Origin of the sequence: Micromonospora sp. CA-249363, from assembly GCF_050950185.1 — a bacterium.
GTDB lineage: Bacteria > Actinomycetota > Actinomycetes > Mycobacteriales > Micromonosporaceae > Micromonospora.
In genome coordinates this window covers 729707-747384 of the sequence record NZ_CP192020.1, presented here as the reverse complement: position 1 = coordinate 747384, position 17678 = coordinate 729707, and the positions used below count along the sequence as shown (strand labels likewise).

Genomic DNA, 17678 nt, shown 5'->3' with positions numbered 1-17678 from the left:
GTCCCTCCGGTGTTACATCTTTGCGGTACGTTCTCCGGTCGTGGGAGTCGGAAATTTGACGGTCGATCGAACGCCTGCTCAGTACCCGTCGGTAGGGCTCCGCTGTGCGTGACCTCTTGCCGCCGACCGTCGCCGTGGCCGTCGCCGCGCCCGACGACTGGACCGGCGACCTCCTCGACGCGGAGCAGGCGTGTCTCAGCGACCAGGCGGTACAGACCCGTCGACGGGACTTCACCGCCGGCCGGGTGTGTGCCCGCCGGGCCATGGCCGGCCTCGGCCTGCCGGCGGTGGCCGTGCCCAGCGCCGCCAACCGCGCGCCGGTGTGGCCGGCGGGCGTGGTGGGCGCCATCACCCACACCGCCGGCTACTGCGCCGCCGCGGCGGCGCGCACCACCGACGTGCGGTCCGTCGGTATGGACGCCGAGCAGCACCGCGAAGTCAATGCGGGGGTACGCCGACTCGTGCTGCTGCCCGAGGAGGAGGAGAGCTGCGCGCGACTGCCCTCCGGCATCCTGTGGCCGATCCTGCTGTTCAGTGCCAAGGAGACCGTCTACAAGGTCTGGCACCCGGTGGTCGGGTCCTGGCTGGACTTCCACGACGCCCGGCTGGAGATCGACCCGGACGCCGGCACGTTCACCGCTCGGATCGCACCGAAGCGGGTGGACGCGGCGCAGGTCGCCGACCCGCCGCGCACGATCCACGGCCGATTCGTGGTCGCCGACGGCCTGGTACGCACCGCTGCCGTCCTCGCACCCCGCTGACGACCACCGTCCATGCTGGCCACCGCGGCGCGGCTCCCGGGGTCCTGGGAAGCAGGCCGGAGCGCCGACCGGCCGCCGGACGCCGCGAGGTAGCGTCGGCGGGTTCCCGAACCGCACGCACGAGGCGTCAAGGAGTACGGTGACCCACCCCCAGCCCTCCGTCGGACCGCAGGACCTTCAGCAGCCGAGTCCGGAGCCGCCGCTCCCGGCGACACCGCGGCAGTCCACCGCAGATCCGACGGTTCCTCCGGCGACGCCCAGCCCCTGGTCGGCTGCGGGCAACGGGCCGGTCCCGCCGCCGTACTCCGGTGCCGCGTACCCGCAGGCCGCCGGGCCGGGGCAGCCGCTCACGATGCCGCCGCCCGGGAAGCCGACGACGTCACAGCGCACCGTGGTCGCCGTCGCGGTGACGACGGCCGTGCTCGCCCTGCTGTTCTGCGCCGGCGGCATCGTGGCCGTCGTCATCGGCGCGAAGCACGCCGCCAACCAGGTGACCGAGGCGCTGCCCACCCCCGGCGTCACCGGCGACGTCCGGCAGCCGGCCGCCGGGGCGATGCCCTCGCCCGTACCGTCCGTCGACGGCAAGGCCCGGAACATGTCCGTCGGGGACACCCTCGTCATCGACGACAACGGCGGCACCGTCGAGATCACCGTGACGAAGTTCCACACCGCCACCAAGCCCTGCAAGACGTACGGCCTGAAGCCCGACGAGGGCATGTTCGTGATCGCGGACGTGACGGTGACGGTGACCAAGGGCACCGGCTCGGCCAACCCGCTCTTCTTCCAGTGGGTCGCCGCCGACGGCACCGAGACCAACGCGGTCACGGGCGCCTTCTCCGGCTGCGGCAAGCCGATCCCGACCGGCAACGACCTGACCGCGGGCAGCCGGCGTACCGGCAGCGTGGTGTTCGACGTGCACGACACGTCAGGAGTACTGGAGTACCAGCACCGGTTCGCGACCGCCGGCTACTGGAAGCCCTGACGCGGCTGTGGGGCCGGCCCGATGATCGGACCGGCCCCGTCGCGTGCGACAGATCAGCAGCCCGTCCACCGGACCGGGGTCACCCGGTCGGCGTTACGGAAGCCGACGATGGCGCCCGTGTCGGCGATGGCCTTCGCGCCGACGTTGCTGCCGCCCGGCAGGACCCGGGAGGTGGCGCCCCGGGTGACCAGGGCACCGCCCACCACGACGCCCTTGGCGTTGACGTCGTCGAGCCCCGCCTCCGGGTCGAGGATCGTGTGCGATCCGTTGCGGAGGTCCCACCGGACCTTCGCCGGGTTGTCACCGCCGAGCCAGACCTGGCCGATCGCCCAATGGCCCGCGGCGGCGTTGACCACCGTCGACCCACCACCGGAAACCGCGAGCGGCTTGACCTTGCCGTTCGGACGGCGGACCCATCCGGTCCAGTCGCCGAAGGGTCCCGCCTGACCGACGATGGTCCCGTTCGCCGTGATGCCGGTCGGCTGGGCGTTGGCCGGGGCGTCGAGCACCTCGACCGTGCCCGGCCGGGCGGCCGGCCAGCGCAGGGCGCTGTACTCGCCGGGGACGATGTCCGAGCCGTAGCCGACGATGTCACCGGCGGAGTTGATGCCGGTGACGACGATGCCGGTCGACGGCAGCACCGGCAACTGCTCGAGCTTCCCGTTGCGGTACGTCCACGGCCGGGCGATGCCGTTCTCCGCCCAGCCGTTGGCGATCACGGTGCCGCTCTCGTTGACGTCGACCGGGTCTAGTCCGTTCCGCGGCGTCACGGTCTCGGTGAGCTGCTGCCCGTCCCAGACCAGCAGCAGGTACTGGTTGTCGCTCGCACCGACCCGCAGGGCCGTGCCGGCGACGAAGCGACCCGACGGGTCGATCGCGCTCGCGTCGGCACGGTAGGTGTCCGTCGGGTAGGGCAACGTGCTGATCGTGCAGGCGCTGGCGGTGGTCCTCGCGGGCGCGGCCGTCGCCGTCGAGGACAGGGCGACGCCGAGAGAGGCGGTCAGCAGTCCGGCGGCGGTGCCGGCGAGCATCCTGCGTCGAGCGGTGTACGTCATCTCTTCTCCCCGTGTGGAGCCCGGCGATCCCGGGCGTCGACTGATGCCAGATGCACACCTGAAGCCGTCTCGGGGTTGCGGCCTGTCCGATGAGCGACGTGATCGATCCACGCGGCCTGCCGTCTGCTATGGACGGCCGCTGCCCGGCGCGGGTGGACGGCTCTTGCCCGGAGTCGGCCGTGGCCCCAGGATCGGACGGGTGATCATCGAACCACGTTCGGGCCGCACGCTGGACTACCACCTGGTCCTGCCCGCGCCGGGCGGTCACGACGGGGAGGGCATCCTCGTCGAGGAGTTCACCCGCCGGGACGACTTCTGTGCCACCGGCCTGCACAGCGCGAGTTGGACGCCGGGCGGCGGCTGGTGCAGTTCCGCCTCGCTGAGCCGCGGCCTGCGGGTCGACCCCGCCGTACTCGCCCGGGTCGTCCCGACCGGGCACGCCGAGGCGGCGCACGCCTACCGCCGCCTCGGCGGTGGCGAGTTGCCGTCCGAGGTCGTGCTGCGGACGTACTTCCGCGACCATCAACCGATCCCGACGGCCGCGCCACTGCGACTCGGCCCGAGCCGGCCGCCGGAGGGCTTTCACGAGCGCCGGGTGTACCGCGTCCTGTTCGCGAAGGACCTGCGGGCCGACCAGGTGGCAGCCCTGCGGAGCCGCTGGCGCACGACGGGTGGCGGCGCCGCCGGGTCGGTCGCCGACGGTCGTCGCGAGAGCGGGGGCGCCCGGTTCACCTGGGACCTGCGACGGGTCGGCCACACCCTCGCCTGGTGCCTCGACGTGACGGTCCTGATGCGAAGCGGCGGGGCGGAGGCGGTGTCCGCGACCCTGACCGACCTCACGAATCTGCTGCGCCAGCACGGCCTGGTCACCGTGACGACCGAACGGTTCGCCTAGCGACGGTGCCGATTTTGCAATGATGTACGTCGATGTTGCCAGAGTGGTGCCAGACGTGTTGGAATGGCTCGTATCGCCGCAGCGCGGGGGCAACCGCGCTGGGAACGGCCAGCGCGGGAGCAGCGCAGTGCCGGCAGCGCGCCGCTTGGGCAGACGCTCGCCTGTCGCACAGCCGGGCCATCTCCGTGACGACGGACAGCTCGCCGCTTGGCGACCGCGCCCGTCGCACGCATCCCCGACACGTGCCCCCGACGGCCCGACGCGTTCGACGTCGCACCCGCCGGGGCGTCCGGTCCGGTCCGGTCCACCAGGACTCCGGAACCGGCGACGAGGTGAGAGGCAACGATGACTTCCCCAGAGAATGCCGCCCGGTGGTACCGGAACCGCCTGGCGTGGGTGGCGGCGATCCTGCTGGCGGTGTCGGCCGGCGCGGTCGTACTGCTCCGGCAGGCGGACGAGGACGCGAAGCCGGCGGACCTGCAGGCCCAGATCACCGCTCGGATGCGGACGACGCTCGAACAGGCGGACCCGGGGCAGCACAACCATGCCGGCCACGGCGCCCAGCAGGTGGCCACCGAGGGTAAGCCGCCGGTGATCTGCGGGGTCCGTGTCTACGGGTACGAGCCGACCGACGCCGCCGCGCTGGCCGACGTGCGGACGGTCTACGGCTTCCACCTGTGCGGAGTCGCCGAGAAGAAGCGTCCCTGGGACGTGGCGGTCAAGCTGGGCGGCCCGTTGATCATGGACATGTCGACCAACCCTCCCGGCATCCAGGTGGTCGAGGCGACCGCCGACGTCATGTTCGTCGACCGGCTCCGGCAGATGTTCCCGGACAAGTACGAGGAGTTGGCGCTCAAGGAGGCGTTGACCCAGTCGGAGATGGCCGACCAGCGTCGCCGGTACGACGCCGCAGCCGGCCTCTGATCACGTACCCCCGGTCGGTGGCAACCATCCTGGCCACCTCATATCCCCCTTTAGATAGATCAGCATTGATATTTGGACACATGGATGTAACAGTGGGTTTGGGAGCGTTCCCACCCCGATGATCCCGAAGAACGGAGGATGAACCGTGCGTTCACCCAAGTCCGATCAATCCGGCGGACGACCCCGGTCAACCGTCCGTCGGTCGCTCCAGGCGCTGGTCCTGGTGTTCGCCATGGTGGCCGGCGCACTGCCCTCGGTCGGCGCGGCCCAGGCCCACGGCACCGTCATCAACCCGGCGACTCGCGCGTACCAGTGTTGGAAGACCTGGGGCAATCAGCACACGAACCCGGCCATGCAGCAGCAGGACCCGATGTGCTACCGGGCGTTCCAGGCCAACCCCGACACCATGTGGAACTGGATGAGCCAGCTGCGCGACGGTCTCGGCGGCCAGTTCCAGGCCCGCACCCCGGACGGGCAGCTGTGCAGCAACGCCCTCTCCCGGAACGACTCGCTCAACCAGCCGGGAGCGTGGAAGTCGACGCCCGTCAGCCGCAACCTGACGGTCCAGATGTACGACCAGGCCAGCCACGGCGCTGACTACTTCCAGGTGTACGTCTCGAAGCAGGGGTTCAACCCGGCCACCCAGAAACTCGGGTGGGGCAACCTGGACCTGATCGCGACGACCGGCCGCTACGCGCCGGCGCAGAACATCTCGTTCAACGTCTCGATCCCGTCCTCGCGTAGCGGGAACCACATCCTGTTCGTGCTGTGGAAGGCGTCGCACATGGACCAGACGTACATGTGGTGCAGCGACATCACCGTCAGCTGACGGCAGGACTCGGCAGCCACGGCAGGCGGCAAAGGCGGTTCCCGGTGACCCGGGAACCGCCTTTGCGGTCTTCGGGGGTTGACGGGCGCCGGCGTCCCAACGGCCCGGCCCGCGCGGCAGTCCGGGTCGGATGCGGATGTAAACATGAATGCAAGAATTGCAACAGCGTATTCATCGCCGACGTTGCTCAGCTGCGAACTCCCTGGGAATTTCCGGCGTCGAGGCGCTGGCCGGGGCCCAGACGTTCCCCCCGGAGTGGACGCCGGGTACCAGATTCTGAGACACCATTTCCACCCCCACAACACCCGCTGAGCACGAATTACCCGCTCCTCAGACGGCCCCCAGGCCACCCTCTCGACAATATTTTCCCGAAACTCACCTCGACAGCGGTCTATGTCCTCAGTAGGGTGACTCCTTGTGATCGGGGGACCACTCCTCGACGCATGCGCGGGGAGTGTCGTCAACGGGGCCGTCCTCTCGCGTTCTGCGACTGCCGGTCCAGACCATCCCGAAGCCGCGGCCACGCCACCGGACCGCCCGGTGGCCGGTACGCCGTGCCGCCTTGTCGGATGCGCCGTCCTCACCACTCGCCGGTCCGCCGCCACCCCCGGTGCGCGGGGTGACCTGGCGCGTCGGTCCGGGATGCGTGCCGGCGTACGGCGGGTCGGGATGCGGGCGCGGCAGCGCGGCGGGACCCGTCGTCCCACGCACACGCAAGGTCGCGAACACCGTTTACGTGGCCTGACCAGCACCAGGGGGAGGTTCAGTGCCCATCGTCAGTGACCGGCTCCGGTTCGCCGCCGGGCCGACATCGGCAGCCGATGTGGTGGAACAGATCAGTTCGTGGTTCGCGGTTCCCGCGGACAAGGTCGACGAGGACCTACGGCACGACCGGGAGCGCATCCTGTCGGCCGTTCGTACGATCAACGACCGCGCCGCGGCCAACGAGCCCGACGCTCTGTACCACCAGCAACTGCTGCTCGCCCGGATCTACGCCCTGATCACCGCGCTGCCCGACGGCGCGACGGCCGAGGGTTCGGTGATCATCCACGAGGTGACCCGCCTGCTGGAGCAGGCCACCATCGAGGCCGAGGACAGCTGGATCGAACCGGCTGTCTACGACGCCATGCCCGGCCCGGGCCAGCCGTTCCTGTCCTGGTTGAAGGGGGTCGCGCGGCAGCACCCGGTGTTCAAGCACCCGTACTACGTCGACTTCATCAACCACCGGGCCAGCTCCGCCGACCTGCGCACGTACGTCATCCAGGAGTCCCTGGTCGACGGACGGTTCGACGACCTGCTCGCGATGATGCAGGTCGGCACGAGCGGCGCGGCCAAGATGGAGATCGCGGAGAACTTCTGGGACGAGATGGGCAACGGCAACCCGGCCGAGGTCCACACCCACCTGTTCAACAAGATCTACGACGTGTTCGACATCTCCGACGAGGAGTTGGAGAGCGCGATGACCGCCAACGACCTGCTGGCCGGAAACCTCGCGGTGCTGCTCTGCCGGTACCGGCAGTTCTACCCGGAGGCGGTCGGCTTCCTCGGCATGACCGAGTGGCTGGTGCCGGACCGGTTCCAGAACGTCGTCCGGGCCTGGGAGCGCCTGGGCCTGCCCGAGGTCGGCATCACCTACCACCGCCTGCACATCACGATCGATTCCAAGCACGCCGCCGGCTGGTTCCACAACATCGTCGTCCCGGCGAGCGAGTCACCGCAGATGCGCCGGGGGATCGCCCGGGGTTCGCTCTGGCGGATGAACTCGTCCGCCCGGCACCTCGACGAGCGGCTGGCCCGCGCGGCCTGACCTGGTGATCGGGGCGCCGACCGCGCCCCCGCCACCAGCACCTGCGGCGACACCCGTACCCGAAGCGAAGGGGAACGACATGCCAATCACCGACGAAGGGTTCAAGCTCGTCGAGATTCCTCCGGTCACCGAGGATGTCCTGGCCAGCTACGACCGCTGCCCGCCCGACCCGTACATGGGCAACCTGACCCGCTACAAGCGGTTCTCCCAGTACCGCGTGTCGCACAGGGGCGACGACGGGTGGCACTTCGAGAAGCTGCCGCACCGCGCGTACACCGCGTTCAAGAAGTTCAACTCGATCGGCGGCGGAATGCGGCGGCCGTACGAGCCGCTGGAGGTTGACCTGACCCCGTGGGCCAGGTTCGGCGTGGAGTCGATCCCGCTCGACCCCTCCGAGGACTGGCAGCTCAACGTGCACCAGAACCGCAGCCGGGCGACGCTGGAGAAGCCGGGCCAGCTCACCCCGGAGGGCATCCACCAGGACGGCCACGAGTACGTCATGATCGCCATCCTGCGCCGGCACAATGTCGTCGGGGGCGAGACGCGGCTGTGGCGGCCGGACGCCACCGAGCCGTTCTGGACCGGCACCCTCGATCCCGGTCAGGCCCTGCTGCTCGACGACCGGGCGATCCTGCACGACGTCACCGACATCGAGCCCGAGAACGGCCAGCCCGGCCACCGGGACATCCTGATCGTCGCCTTCTCCCGCTGGCGGGAGAAGTGGTACGGCGAGGAGCACGACGCCGCCGTGCTGGCCGACGGCGAGCCGGTCGTCTCGGCGATGTGAGCGCGTCCGCCGGGTGAGACCGTCCGCCGTGGTCCGGTCACGCACCGGGCCACGGCGGCCCGCCGGGCAGGCGAATCAACCACGCGGCGTGCCCACCGCACTAACCCGCCGGCGGGCAGGCGAACCACCGGCTCGCCGCCGGACAGACGGGAGCGAGGATGAGCGACTTCGTCAAGTACCACGCGCTCGGCAACGACTACCTGGTCGTCGACCCCCGACGGCTGGACATCGCCCGGACCGGCGACACCGCCCGCCTGCTGTGCGACCGCCGGTACGGGGTCGGCGCCGACGGCCTGCTCGTCGGCCCGGTCGGCCCGGTCGTCCCGGGTGAACCCGTCGACCTGCTGATCTTCAACGCGGACGGCAGCCCGTGCGGCCGCAGCGGCAACGGCATCCGGATCTTCGCCAGTCACCTGCTCGACCGGGAACCACAACTCGGTCGCGGCCCGGCCGGCAACCAGGTCACCGTCCGCACCGGCGGCGGCACGTCCCGGGTGGAGATCCGCGATCCGGGTACCGGCACGGTCCGGATCGCCACCGGCGCGCCGACCTTCACCGTGGCCGACCCGAGCGCGACGGACCCCGCCGCCCGGCTGCTCCGCCCACTTGTCGTCGGTCACCGCACCCTGTCCGTGGTCGCCCTCGACGACGGCAACCCGCACCTGGTGGTGCCGCTGCCGGCGGTGGACCGGGCGATCGCCGGGGCGCTCGGCGAGCCGATCGCCGGCCACCCGGAGTTTCCCGGCCGGACCAACGTGGAGTTCCTGCGGGTCCTGGACCGCTCCACCATCGAGATCGAGATCTGGGAGCGCGGGGCCGGTTACACCACCGCGTCGGGCAGCGGCGCCTGCGCCGCCGCCGGTGCGGCCCACGCGCTCGGCCTGGTCGACGACCAGGTTGTCGTACACATGCCGGGCGGCACGGTCGAGGTCGGCATCGACGCCGACGGCACGGTCACCCTCACCGGACCGGTCCGCGAGGTGTTCACCGGTGAGCTGAGTGGCGACCTGATCGCCCGGGTCACCGCCGAGGAACGGGAAACGGAGCGGATCGGATGACGGACACGCGTGAGGTCGTCGGGGGATGCCCGCTGGACTGTCCGGACGGATGTAGCTGGAAGGTCACCGTGACCGACGGGAAGGCTGTCCGGCTGCGCGGCAACCCGGACCATCCGTACACGCGGGGCACGCTCTGCGTGAAGGTCAACCAGTACCTCGACCACGTCGCCTCCCCGAACCGGCTGCTGTACCCGATGCGCCGGACCGGTCCCAAGGGCTCCGGCCGGTTCACCCGGATCGGTTGGGACGAGGCGTTGAGCGAGATCGCCGACCAGCTCAACCGGATCGTGCGGGAGAGCGGCGGCGAAGCCATCTGGCCCTACCAGGGCACCGGCAACCTGGGCTTCCTCCAGGGTTTGCAGGGCCGGGCCGGTGCTCGACTGTGGCATGTGCTCGGCGCGTCCCGGCACAACATGACCATCTGTTCGATCGCCGGGCTGCACGGCACCACGTACGCCACCGGAACCAGCCGGGGCATCGATCCGGAGTCGATGGCGCACGCCCGGCTGATCCTGCTCTGGGGCGCCAACACCCTCACCACCAGCCATCACCTGTGGCGCTTCATCGACCAGGCCCGCCGCGCCGGTGCGCACGTGGTGGTCATCGACCCGGTGCGGACCCGGACCGCACGGCAGGCCGACGAGCACATCGCCCCGCTGCCCGGCACCGACGCGGCTCTCGCTCTGGGCCTGCTGCACGTGGTGCTCGCCGAGGGCGCCGAGGACCACGACTACCTGGAGCGCCACACCCTCGGCTGGCCGGCGTTCCGGGACCGGATCCTGGAGTACCCGCCGGACCGGGTCGCCGGGATCACCGGCCTCACCGAGGAACAGATCGTCACCCTCGGCCGGCGGCTGGCTCACACCCGACCCACCGCGATCCGGGCCGGCATCGGGGTGCAGCGGCACGCCGGTGGCGGCGAGGTGCTGCGGATGCTGGCCTGCCTGGTCGGCGTCACCGGCGACTGGCGGTACCCGGGCGGCGGGCTGGCGTTCTCGACCGACGGCTACTTCGGCGGCGACCGGGACGCCCTGGCCCGCCCGGACCTGCTCACCCGGCCGGTCCGCAGCCTGTCCATGACCCGGCTCGCGGAAACCCTGCTCGACGTGGACGACCCACCGGTGCGGGCGCTCGTCGTGTACGGCTCCAACCCGGTCGCCAGCGCACCCGACCAGAACCGGATCCGCCGGGCGCTGACCCGGCCGGACCTGTTCACGGTGGTCGTCGACCACTTCCCGACCGACACCGTCGACTACGCCGACATCGTGCTGCCGGCCACCATGCAGACCGAACACCTGGACGTGCTCGACGGGTACGGGCACATGTACATCACCTGGAACGAGCCGGCGGTGCCGCCGCCCGGGGAGTGCCTGTCCACCACCGAGACGTTCCGCCGGCTGGCCCGGCACCTCGGGCTGACCGAACCCAGCCTGTACGACTCCGACGAGGAGCTGGCCGGGCAACTGCTGGCCAGCGACGATCCGTCACTGGCCGGGATCAGCATGGAACGGCTGCGTACCGAGGGCTGGGCCCGGCTGAACTACGAGCCGGCGTTCCTGCCGTTCGCGGACGGCTTTCCCACCCCGTCCGGCCGGCTGGAGTTCTACTCCGAGCGCGCCGCCGCGGACGGGCTCGACCCGCTGGTCGGGTACGTCCCGCCGAAGGAGCCGAACGACCCGGACCTGTCCCGCCGCTTCCCGCTGACCCTGATCGCCGGTGCCGGACACTTCTTCATCAACACGGTCTTCGGCAACAAGCCGGAACTCGTCCGGCGGGCCGGCGAGCCCCGGATCGTCCTGCACCCGGACGACGCCGGGCCGCGCGGGCTCGTCGACGGCGGCCAGGCGCGGATCTTCAACGACCGGGGCGCATTCACCGCGAGGGTGAGCGTGGACGCGGACCACGTCCGGCCCGGGGTGGCGGCGACGACAAAGGGCTACTGGCTCAAGCTCACCGGCGGCGCCGGGGTGAACGCCACGGTGGACGAGCGTGAGTCGGACATGGGCGGCGGCGCCGTCTTCCACGACAACCGGGTGCAGATCGAACCCGTCGTACCCGGGGACGTCGAACCATCGTGACCAGAGAACAGGAGACCGTCCATGGAGTTCCGCCCACTCGGTCGCAGCGGCCTTCGGGTCAGCGAGATCGCGTACGGCAACTGGCTGACCCACGGCTCGCAGATCGACGTCGACACCGCGCGAACGTGCGTGGAGACGGCGCTCGGCGAGGGGATCACCACCTTCGACACGGCCGACGTGTACGCGGGTACCCGGGCCGAGGCGGTGCTCGGTGAGGCGCTGACCGGCGTACGCCGGGAGTCGCTGGTGCTGTGCACCAAGGTGTACTTCCCGACCGGCCCAGGCCCCAACGACCAGGGACTGTCCCGCAAGCACATCGTCGAGTCGCTGCACGCCTCGCTGCGCCGGCTGCGTACCGACTACGTGGACGTCTACTACGCACACCGGTTCGACCACGCCACCCCACTCGTCGAGACGCTGCGCGCATTCGACGATCTGGTCCGCCAGGGCAAGGTGCTCTACCTCGGGGTGTCCGAGTGGACCGCGGAGCAGATCGTCACCGCCCGGCGGCTCGCCGAGGACCTGGGCCTGACCGCGTTCGTCGCGAACCAGCCGCAGTACAACATGCTGTGGCGGGTGATCGAGGGCGAGGTGGTACCGGCCTGCGAGAAGGCCGGCATGAGCCAGGTCGTCTTCTCGCCGCTGGCTCAGGGCGTGCTCAGCGGCAAGTACCGGTCCGACGGGCCGCCGCCGGAGGGCTCCCGCGCGCTGGACGCCAACGGCGCCGACTGGGTCGGCCCGTACCTGCGGCCGGAGGTGCTGGAGCGGGTGGCGGCGCTACGTCCGCTGGCCGCCGAGGCCGGGCTGACCACGGCCCAGCTCGCGGTCGCGTGGACGTTGAACAATCCGAACGTGGCGGCGGCGGTGATCGGGGCGTCCCGGCCGGAGCAGATCCGGGAGAACGTCGCGGCGGTCGGGGTACGGCTCGACCCGGAGCTGCTCCGGCGGATCGACGAGACCCTCGGCGACGTGGTCGAGCGTGATCCCGGCAGGACGGAGAGCGCCGCCTGACCGGCCGCCGAGGAGAATCGAGGCCACATGAGTTTCGAACCGTTCGCGCTGGTCGAGTGGCAGTCCCGGTACGAGCCCACGGTCGAGTACACGCTGGCGGACAGCAGCTGCCAGCCGGTACGGCTGCGGGAGTTCCTGGCCGAGGCGGACGCCGACCGGCTGCTCGACGGCCGCCAGCACTACCCGTCCGTGCGTGGTACCCCGGCGCTACGCGAGCTGATCGCCGACTGGCAGGGCTGCCGGCCGGAGGAGGTACTGGTCACCGTCGGCGCGGCCGAGGCGAACACCCTGATCATGGACGCGCTGGTCGGGCTGGACGACCACGTGGTGCTGATGGAACCCGGTTACCGCCAGGTGTGGGGGCTGGCCCGCAACAGCGGCGCGAAGATCGACACCTGCGCGCTGGACGAGGAACGCGCATGGCGGATCGACCTGGCCGCGCTGGAGAGCCTTGTCCGGCCGGACACCAGGGCGATCGTCGTCACCAACCCGAACAACCCGACCGGCTCGGTGCTGTCCGCACCGGAACGGGCGGCCCTGGTCGCGGTCGCCGCGCGCAACGGCGCCTGGCTGGTCGTGGACGAGGTGCACCGGGGTACCGAACTCGACGTCGACACGGTCACCCCGACCCTGTGGGGCGGGTACGACCGGCTGATCTGTGTCGGCAGCCTGTCGAAGGCCTTCGCCCTGCCGGGGCTGCGGGTGGGCTGGATCGTCGCGCCGGCGGAGTTCCTCACCCGGGTGTGGCGCCGGCACGAGTATCTGACGGTCAGCACCGGAATGCTCGCCATGCAGGTCGGCGAGTTGGCCCTCGCCCCTGCGACCCGGGACCGGCTGCTGGACCGCAACCGGCGGCTGATGCGCGCCGGCCGGTCCCTGCTGGTCGACTGGGTGGAGGCGCACCCGGAGCTGGTGTCGATCGTCCCGCCGACCGCGACCGCGCTCGGTTTCGTCCGGTACCGCGCGCCGATGACCAGCCTGGAGGTGGCGAACGCGCTGCGGGTGCGGGGTGGGGTGCTGGTCGGGGCCGGCGCCCACTTCGGCTGGGAGGGGCACTTCCGGGTGATCCACTCGCTCGATCCGGGGTACGTCTCGGCGGCGCTGGACCGGGTGGCGACGGTGCTGGCCGAGGGCGTCACGGGTGTGCTGCCGGAGGAGGTGGGACCCGGCTGACACCGGTCGGCGCCGCGGACGCGGGGTCCGCCCGGTCGGATGTCCAGCCGGACGGGCCCCGCGTCCGGCTCAGCCGGTCCGGGCCGGCGACGGCCGCCGGTCGGCGTCGGTCGCGTTCGCCGGCTCTGCCCCGTTGGCCCGCCGCTCGCCGAGCGTCAGCGCGACCACGGCACCGAGCAGCACCACCGAGCCGGCGGTGGCGGCCACGGTGAGCCGTTCGTCGAACCAGAGCACGGCGATCACGGCGGCGGTGACCGGCTCGATCAACGCGATCACCGACGCCGTCGTCGCCCGGACCGTGGCCAGCCCGACGAAGAACAAGCTGTACGCCAGCGCCGTCGGCGCGAACCCCAGGTAGAAGACCAGGCCCAGCGTCTGACCGACGTCCCCCGAGGTGGGCAGCAGCCCTTCGAGCAGGGCCAGCGGGAGCAGGAACACCATTCCGACGGTGAACCCGCCCAGTGCCATCACCTGCGGGCTGCCGCCGCTGTCCCGGCCCAACTTGCGATTGAGCAGTGTGACCCCGGCGTACCCGGCGGCGGACAGCAGCGCGCAGGCGAGCCCCAGCGCTGGCGCCGAGGCGGTGCTGGCGCTCCCGCCGCCGACCAGCAGAAGCAGCCCGACCAGGGCCATCGCCACGGTGGCGGCCCCAGCCCGGCCGAGCCGTTCACCCATCAGGACGTGGGATCCGATGGCGATCAGGACCGGTCCGGATCCGAGGGTCACCACCGTCGCCACGGCCAGCCCGGCGTAGTCGACGGCGGCGAAGTAGGCGGTCTGGTAGATCGCCAACCCCAACCCGGTCGTCACCACCTGCTGCCAGCGCGGCCGGGCGGGGGTGCCGGTACGGCGGCGCAGCAGCAGGTAACCGGCGGCGAGGAGCAGGACTCCACTGGCGAACCGCCAGAAGGACACCGCCACGGGTCCCATGCCGCTGTTGTCGTAGAGGACGGCCGCCGCGGCGCCGCCGGTCCCCCAGGCGACAGCCGCGACAAAGATGTAGAAGATTCCACGCCCGACGGGCGGGCGCATATCAGTATTCACACAATTCTCCGAAGTCATCGCCACCCGGGCACCACAAACGCACCCGGGCTCAGAAATGAAAGAGCCGGGTCGGAACAGGTGTCGTTACCGGTTCGCCGGTGGTGGCGAGACAACGAAGAATTTCACCAGGACACCATACCGGCGTCCCCGGTGATCAGACAGTCACGCCGTGCCACAGGTCAGTCCCGGACCAGCATCAGCCGTAGGGCCAGGCCGACGAACACCGCCGAGGTGGCCACGTTGAGCGCCTTGATGATCCGCCGGCTACGGCGCAGCAACTGACCCGCGTGCCCGGCGGCGAGACCGATCACGCCGTCGATCAGGAGGTCGATGACCACCAGGGTCAGGCCGAGAATGAGGAACTGGCCGGCGACGTTGCCGAGGTCCGGGTTGACGAACTGGGGCAGGAACGCGGCGTTGAACAGGATCACCTTCGGGTTGAGCAGGTTGACCACCGCCGCCTTGCGGAACGCCACCCAACGGTTCACGCCGTCCGGCTCGCCGGCCGGCGCGGCCAGGGCCGTGTCGTTGCGTTCGAGGTACGTCTTGACGGCCAGGTAGACCAGGTAGGCCGCGCCGGCCCAGCGGATCACGTCGTAGAGAAACGGTGCCACGGCGAAGATCGCGGCGAAGCCGAGGATGGCCGCCAGCGCGTGCACGGCGAGGCCGGCCGCCACGCCCAGCGCGGCGGCGAATCCGGCCAGCGGGCCGCCGCCGACGCCCATGGTGATGATGAACGCCATGTCGGGTCCCGGCACGATCACCAGAATCACGGCCGCCAACACGAATGCCTGGTAAAGCGACAGATCGATCACCGACATAGTATTCCACACCGGTGTGGACAGGTAGGCGTCCGCAATCCCTCCGCCGTTCCCAGCATTTGGGCACCCGGCGCCGAAACAGATGTTGAATAATTGTCAGGCTGTCGCAGTTCGGTCGGATCGGTCCCAGGCAGCTGCCGCATCCTCGAACAGCGCGAACGTGGCCGCGCCCGGCGTTTGTGGAGGGTGATTCACAGTCACCGAGACAAACGTAAGGCCCCGACCGGCGTTTCCGCTGATCAGGGCCTTACAAGTGTGGAGCTGAGGGGATTTGAACCCCTGACCCCCTCGATGCGAACGAGGTGCGCTACCAGTCTGCGCCACAGCCCCCCACCGGCGAACCGGCTTCGGTCCCACCCGGCTTACACCGGGCGGGCCGGCAGCAAGGCTAACAGGTCGCCCGCCTCCACCGCGAATCCACCCCCGGTGCGCCGTGCCCTCCGGGCCCGAGATCCACTCGGCATCCCGGAAACCGGGGCATCCCGGACGCCCAGACACCACGCCTTCCCGGAAGGCGAGTCGATCAAGCGCCGCAGACCACCGCGCCCACCTTGATCGACTCGACATCGCCGACGTGGGGGCATCAACTCGCGGCGACACCCCCGCATCGGCGACCTGGAGTCGATCAAGCGCCCTCAAGCCCGGCAAGCCCCGGCAAGCGCCGGCAAGCGCGGCAAGCGCGGCAAGCCCGACGAAGGCCCACCGAAAGCGCGACGTGGGCCGCCGCAGACCCGCGGCAGGGCCACGCAGACCCGGCAGGGCCCACGCAAGCCCGGCGAGGACCGGGCGGGCGGGGTCAGGCGCCGCGACCGGCCTCGTAGGGGCGGCCGCGCAGGCCACCCGAGCGGCGGTACGAGACCGAGCCGCCGTTGACCGCCGCCGGCAGGTCCGCGGGCCGGTCGAGGCCCATGGCGGCTCGGCGTACCCCCTCGCGTTGGGCTGCCAGACGACGCTGCGCCTCCCGACGGGCCGCAGCGCGACGGGCCTGCTCCCGGCGGACCTCGGCCTGACGGGCCGCCAACCACGCGGCCTCCCGGGCCCGGGCGCGACGCCGGCGGCGGGCGGCGAGGGCCCGCCTGCGCAGGTGTACGACGTACAGGGCCAGCAGCATGAAGGTGACCGAGAAGCCGATCCAGAAGCCGGGGCTGACGAACAGCACGCCGACCAGCTCGACGACGTTGAGCAGCAGCAGCGCGGCGAGCACGCGGCGTCGCCGGTACACGGCGGGGGTGTGCTGCCGACGCGGTGGACGGCGGCGGGGACGCGTCAAGGTCGGCGGTACGGCGCGCAGGCGGCCGGAGCGGCGGGCCGCCGGAGGCGCGGAGACCGGTACGGCCAACTTTCCCGTAGTCGCATCTTCACTGAGTGTGACGACAAGAGAGCGGGGCGGGTGGAGGGGCTGCCGTCCCGGCACAGTACGACGCCGCCGACGGCGCTGGAGCACCCGCGCCGTCGACTGCGCCCGCTCCGCCACCAGCCGCTCGGTGGCGTCGTACCGGCGAACCAGCGCCGGAGCCAGGGCGAGCAGGCCGGCGGCGGCGAGGACGGCGAGGAGCACCGAGGTCGGCACCCTCACCCCTCCCGTCACCGAATTCGGAGCAACCGCTCCCCGGCCGCAGGATCTTCCATCAATCGCGCCTGAGCGCGTGGATCATCCGGGCGGTGAGCGCTTGCCGCAGCTTGCAGTTACTTGAGGTTACGGTGCACCGGTCGGGATACCGCTACGCCGCGCCGATCCCGTGCGTGGGACAGCCGCTACCGCGCGGTCGCGCGGATCCGGTGCCAGCGGGCCAGCAGACCGCCCTCGGCGGCGATCTCCTCGCTCGTCATCGCGTATCCGATGTGGTCACGCCATGCGCCGTCGATGTGCATGTAGCGCACGTGGTACGACTCCTCGCGGAAGCCCAGCTTCTCCACCACGCGCCGCGACGGGCGGTTCTCCGGCCGGATGTTGACCTCGATCCGGTGGAGTCCACCCGGGCCGAACGCGTGGTCGACGGCGAGCGCGAGCGCGGTCGGGATCACACCCTGCCCGGCGACCCGGGCGTCCACCCAGTAGCCGACGTAACCGGAGCAGAAGGCCCGGCGCACGATGCTGCCGACGTTGAGGTGCCCGACCAGCCGGTCCCGGTCGGCCTCACGCAGGCAGACCGCGAAGGGCATCCCCTCGCCCTCGCGGGCCGAGCGCCGCTGGTCGCGGTGCACCCACCGGAACGCGGCCGGGGAGTTCAGCTCGTCCCAACTGCCCGGCAACGACGACTCCCAGGGTGCCAGCCAGGCCTGGTTGGCCCGGCGTACCTCCGACCACGCCGCCGCGTCGGAGCGCCGGTACGGACGCAACAGCACCGGACCGTCGACCAGCACCGCCGGCCAGCCGGGTGCACGGACCGGTCCGAAGAGACTCACCCGCACAGTCTCCCGCGCGGGACCGGTTCGCGCGCAAGTGGACCTCC

General features: G+C 71.2%; 16 protein-coding genes and 1 tRNA gene. 11 read left to right on the top strand and 6 right to left on the bottom strand.

The annotated features are described in order from the left end of the window. The first annotated feature begins 104 nt into the window (after window positions 1–104). Both ACQPZK_RS03620 and ACQPZK_RS03615 read left to right on the top strand, forming a co-directional pair. Window positions 105–761, top strand: a complete 657-nt coding sequence (locus tag ACQPZK_RS03620; protein WP_433536934.1) for a 4'-phosphopantetheinyl transferase family protein — start codon at window positions 105–107, stop codon at window positions 759–761. Between the two features lie 139 nt (window positions 762–900). Further along, window positions 901–1743: a DUF4352 domain-containing protein gene (locus ACQPZK_RS03615; RefSeq protein WP_433536933.1), complete on the top strand. Its 843-nt coding sequence runs from the start codon at window positions 901–903 to the stop codon at window positions 1741–1743. Between the two features lie 53 nt (window positions 1744–1796). On the opposite strand, the gene ACQPZK_RS03610 is transcribed toward ACQPZK_RS03615, so the two are convergent. Next, window positions 1797–2798, bottom strand: coding sequence for a hypothetical protein (locus ACQPZK_RS03610; protein ID WP_433536932.1), 1002 nt, complete (start codon window positions 2796–2798; stop codon window positions 1797–1799). Between the two features lie 199 nt (window positions 2799–2997). Here ACQPZK_RS03610 and ACQPZK_RS03605 point away from each other — a divergent pair, with 199 nt between their 5' ends. From ACQPZK_RS03605 to ACQPZK_RS03565, 9 genes are all read left to right on the top strand, one after another. Then, window positions 2998–3693, top strand: a complete 696-nt coding sequence (locus ACQPZK_RS03605; protein WP_433536931.1) for a hypothetical protein — start codon at window positions 2998–3000, stop codon at window positions 3691–3693. 345 nt (window positions 3694–4038) lie between these two features. Further along, entirely contained in the window at window positions 4039–4617 is a 579-nt protein-coding gene (locus ACQPZK_RS03600) for a hypothetical protein (protein WP_433536930.1), read from the top strand. Between the two features lie 145 nt (window positions 4618–4762). Beyond that, window positions 4763–5446, top strand: a complete 684-nt coding sequence (locus tag ACQPZK_RS03595; protein ID WP_433536929.1) for a lytic polysaccharide monooxygenase auxiliary activity family 9 protein — start codon at window positions 4763–4765, stop codon at window positions 5444–5446. Between the two features lie 766 nt (window positions 5447–6212). Continuing rightward, on the top strand, window positions 6213–7253 hold the full coding sequence (locus tag ACQPZK_RS03590; protein ID WP_433536928.1) for an iron-containing redox enzyme family protein: 1041 nt from the start codon (window positions 6213–6215) through the stop codon (window positions 7251–7253). A 79-nt stretch (window positions 7254–7332) separates the two neighbouring features. Further along, window positions 7333–8040, top strand: a complete 708-nt coding sequence (locus tag ACQPZK_RS03585) for a 2OG-Fe dioxygenase family protein (RefSeq protein ID WP_433536927.1) — start codon at window positions 7333–7335, stop codon at window positions 8038–8040. Window positions 8041–8198: 158 nt separating this feature from the next. After that, entirely contained in the window at window positions 8199–9098 is a 900-nt protein-coding gene (gene dapF / locus ACQPZK_RS03580) for a diaminopimelate epimerase (RefSeq protein WP_433536926.1), read from the top strand. Continuing rightward, complete coding sequence (locus tag ACQPZK_RS03575; RefSeq protein ID WP_433536925.1) at window positions 9095–11176, top strand: molybdopterin-containing oxidoreductase family protein; 2082 nt, start codon at window positions 9095–9097, stop codon at window positions 11174–11176. The genes dapF and ACQPZK_RS03575 overlap by 4 nt, the downstream gene beginning before the upstream one ends. A 21-nt stretch (window positions 11177–11197) precedes the next feature. Next, window positions 11198–12187, top strand: coding sequence for an aldo/keto reductase family protein (locus tag ACQPZK_RS03570; RefSeq protein ID WP_433536924.1), 990 nt, complete (start codon window positions 11198–11200; stop codon window positions 12185–12187). A gap of 27 nt (window positions 12188–12214) precedes the next feature. Continuing rightward, entirely contained in the window at window positions 12215–13360 is a 1146-nt protein-coding gene (locus tag ACQPZK_RS03565; RefSeq protein WP_433536923.1) for an aminotransferase class I/II-fold pyridoxal phosphate-dependent enzyme, read from the top strand. A gap of 69 nt (window positions 13361–13429) precedes the next feature. Here ACQPZK_RS03565 and ACQPZK_RS03560 read toward each other — a convergent pair whose 3' ends face one another. The 5 genes from ACQPZK_RS03560 to ACQPZK_RS03540 form a co-directional block, all read right to left on the bottom strand. Further along, entirely contained in the window at window positions 13430–14404 is a 975-nt protein-coding gene (locus tag ACQPZK_RS03560; RefSeq protein WP_433536922.1) for a DMT family transporter, read from the bottom strand. A 179-nt stretch (window positions 14405–14583) separates the two neighbouring features. Next, the gene (locus ACQPZK_RS03555; RefSeq protein WP_433536921.1) at window positions 14584–15219 is read right to left on the bottom strand and encodes a LysE family translocator; all 636 of its coding nucleotides are present in this window, start codon (window positions 15217–15219) and stop codon (window positions 14584–14586) included. Between the two features lie 262 nt (window positions 15220–15481). Then, a tRNA-Ala gene (locus tag ACQPZK_RS03550) sits at window positions 15482–15555 on the bottom strand. 466 nt (window positions 15556–16021) lie between these two features. Then, the gene (gene sepX, locus ACQPZK_RS03545) at window positions 16022–16801 is read right to left on the bottom strand and encodes a divisome protein SepX/GlpR (RefSeq protein ID WP_433536920.1); all 780 of its coding nucleotides are present in this window, start codon (window positions 16799–16801) and stop codon (window positions 16022–16024) included. A gap of 179 nt (window positions 16802–16980) precedes the next feature. Further along, window positions 16981–17631 (bottom strand): GNAT family N-acetyltransferase, encoded by a 651-nt coding sequence (locus ACQPZK_RS03540; protein ID WP_433536919.1) that lies wholly within the window; start codon window positions 17629–17631, stop codon window positions 16981–16983. Window positions 17632–17678 lie beyond the last annotated feature (47 nt).

Bases quoted from the DNA above. Each gene is read 5' to 3' on its own strand.
- ACQPZK_RS03570 (WP_433536924.1), top strand. From the start codon at position 11,198: ATGGAGTTCCGCCCACTCGGTCGCAGCGGCCTTCGGGTCAGCGAGATC.
- ACQPZK_RS03585 (WP_433536927.1), top strand. From the start codon at position 7,333: ATGCCAATCACCGACGAAGGGTTCAAGCTCGTCGAGATTCCTCCGGTC.
- dapF (WP_433536926.1), top strand. From the start codon at position 8,199: ATGAGCGACTTCGTCAAGTACCACGCGCTCGGCAACGACTACCTGGTC.
- ACQPZK_RS03610 (WP_433536932.1), bottom strand. From the start codon at position 2,798: ATGACGTACACCGCTCGACGCAGGATGCTCGCCGGCACCGCCGCCGGA.
- ACQPZK_RS03565 (WP_433536923.1), top strand. From the start codon at position 12,215: ATGAGTTTCGAACCGTTCGCGCTGGTCGAGTGGCAGTCCCGGTACGAG.
- ACQPZK_RS03575 (WP_433536925.1), top strand. From the start codon at position 9,095: ATGACGGACACGCGTGAGGTCGTCGGGGGATGCCCGCTGGACTGTCCG.
- ACQPZK_RS03600 (WP_433536930.1), top strand. From the start codon at position 4,039: ATGACTTCCCCAGAGAATGCCGCCCGGTGGTACCGGAACCGCCTGGCG.